The sequence below is a fragment of the Asaia sp. SF2.1 genome (genome assembly GCF_000505765.1).
GTDB classification, from domain to species: domain Bacteria; phylum Pseudomonadota; class Alphaproteobacteria; order Acetobacterales; family Acetobacteraceae; genus Asaia; species Asaia bogorensis.
The window spans coordinates 1-2,106 of record NZ_AYXS01000039.1 but is presented as its reverse complement, the minus strand read 5'-3'; the positions used below and the strand labels follow the sequence as shown (position 1 = coordinate 2,106).

Here is a 2,106-nt window from a genome sequence, read left to right as displayed (position 1 = left end):
CCGAGGACATAGCGGCCAATGCCGTCCTTGACGGAGGTAATACGAAACCAGTCGATCTCGTGCAGGACGATGCCAGTTGCCGGGTAGAGCGAGAGCGATGCCTGCAGCATGGCCATTCGGATCGTATCGAGAGCGGCATCTGGAACCGTAAGACCGGCCGGCGCCGCAAAAGCGGTCGCCTGCTTCATGAGACCGAGGATATTCGCTCCCGTCCCGTCACCGTACATGAACTGGTATTCCTCGACCTGTTCGAGCCCTGCGACGCCCTGCGCATTGATGATCGAGACGAGCTCGGGGGCATCGTCGAGCGCCTGCTTGGACGCCTTGAACAGATGGGCGATGACCGCGACATTCGCCCGGCTGAGCTCGAAACTCATATCCGAATACGGCTTGGCCGCACCTTCAGCGACCGGTGCGGCCTTGTTGGTAAAGCTCTTCTGCCGGACGAATTCGATAATGGGTGACGAGGTCGCGCCGGAGGGAATGAGACTGCGCAAGGTGGGTTGCGGCAGGCGGATCATATCGATACCCGGCAGGCGCATTGCGGGGATGAGAGATGTTCCGGCAGACGTCGTGGCGCCCATGGTGGCGGGCCCTGTCGTCAGCGCCTTTCGTTCCATCTCGGTCCTGATCCGCCCCTGGAATGAGGATTTGAGGTCGCGTGCCGCATCGCTGGCCATGAACTCTTCGCCAAGCGACCGGGTAGCGTCCCTGGACGGTTCGTGGTGACGGGCGGCTTACTGTTCCAGATCGGTCAGGCGAGACGAAAGCCCGTTCATCTCAGCCAGGGCCTTGTCGGCGCTGGCTCTGGTTTCTTCCGTGACCTTGCCGAGATTGCGTAGCTCGGTTGTCGAGGTCTCGGCAAAACGCCTTACCTCGTCGGTCGCAGCCTTGAGATCTCGGGCGGCCTGCTCGTAATCGGACATGGGGGTAATCCTCACAAAAAAAGGCGCCTGAGGCGCCTTGCGTTGTCATTGTCAGTCAGGAATTCATGGCGATATCGGGCTTGAGGCCCGACGCGGGTAAATAAAAAGTTCACTACACTAAACTAAAAGTATAATGTGGATGTAAATAAGCCATTTAAGGTAGATAAACGCACACGACAATTTCATTTGTGAATCGAGATTTAATTTATATTTATAAAACCTTATGTAAAAATCATAAAGGTCAGACATGTTTCGATATATACCTGTTATGGCATTGGCTTCTGTATTTCTTACTGGTACAGCATGTGCTGCCAGCGAGAATTCCGTTTACGTCTCGGCGCGTCTACTCGGCTCATTCGAGCATATCTCAGCGATGGATACGAGTTTGCGCCCCGGCGTGGGGCGCTACGTGAGCGGGCGAGAGACTGCCTCATATCCCGGCGGATCGTTTGCTGTAGGTGACAGGATCGGACAATCCTGGCGCGTAGAGGCCGAATACGTTCTGCCCAGGAGCACGGAATACACCAGTGGCTCCTCGATTTTTCCGACAAGTCTGAATCATTTCAAAAACAAGAAGCAGCGTGTCACGATCAATCTGTACCGGGATATCGCGGTGACGAAATCAACCTCGATTTACGTGATGGCCGGCGTTGGCGCAGCGATTTTGCGCACATCCGGATGGCAAGGTAACCCGACGCGGACGTTTGCGCCCAATAACAGCACAAGTGTCATGTATAATGTGGGAGCAGGCGTCACCCGTCATTTCGGAGAACATCACGCAATCGACCTAGGCTACAGATTTGTCGATCTCGGCAACGTCCATAGTGGGTTGAACGTATTTTCCAATGTGAGACAACTCCAGGACGAACAGCTCAAGGGGCACCTGTATCTGCACGAGATCATGCTCGGGTACCGGTTCACCCTTTGAAGCAGCCTGGGTTCTGACCCGAATACGCTATCGTGGTTTCAGCCCGTGTCCGGATGACGATACGGGCTGAGCGCCTCAAGCAGAGCGCGGCCTGCGTTACGCAATTCGGCTCCCGGTCCCGGATCGGGACGTCCCACCGGGTAAAAGCGCCTGCGCATTTCAGTCACGCGGGCGAGGGCGTTGGACGGGTCATCAACAAGGCTGACTTCGTGCAGATCCACGGCCTTGATGTGGCGGCGCGGCCCGCCCGGC

3 protein-coding genes and 1 pseudogene are annotated in these 2,106 nt (G+C 56.5%); 1 reads left to right on the top strand and 3 read right to left on the bottom strand.

Annotated features, from left to right (window positions below; all coding sequences use genetic code 11):
• Both P792_RS32190 and P792_RS36125 read right to left on the bottom strand, forming a co-directional pair.
• Positions 1-680, bottom strand: a 680-nt coding sequence (locus P792_RS32190; protein ID WP_023979460.1) for a phage major capsid protein, incomplete at its 3' end; no start/stop codon positions are given.
• Positions 681-737: 57 nt separating this feature from the next.
• The gene (locus tag P792_RS36125) at positions 738-926 is read right to left on the bottom strand and encodes a hypothetical protein (protein WP_023979459.1); all 189 of its coding nucleotides are present in this window, start codon (positions 924-926) and stop codon (positions 738-740) included.
• Between the two features lie 268 nt (positions 927-1,194).
• On the opposite strand from P792_RS36125, the gene P792_RS32185 reads away from it, so the two are divergent.
• The gene (locus P792_RS32185) at positions 1,195-1,854 is read left to right on the top strand and encodes an outer membrane protein (protein ID WP_023979458.1); all 660 of its coding nucleotides are present in this window, start codon (positions 1,195-1,197) and stop codon (positions 1,852-1,854) included.
• A 38-nt stretch (positions 1,855-1,892) separates the two neighbouring features.
• On the opposite strand, the pseudogene P792_RS37690 reads toward P792_RS32185, so the two are convergent.
• A pseudogene (locus tag P792_RS37690) lies at positions 1,893-2,106 on the bottom strand (hypothetical protein); the annotation flags it as partial.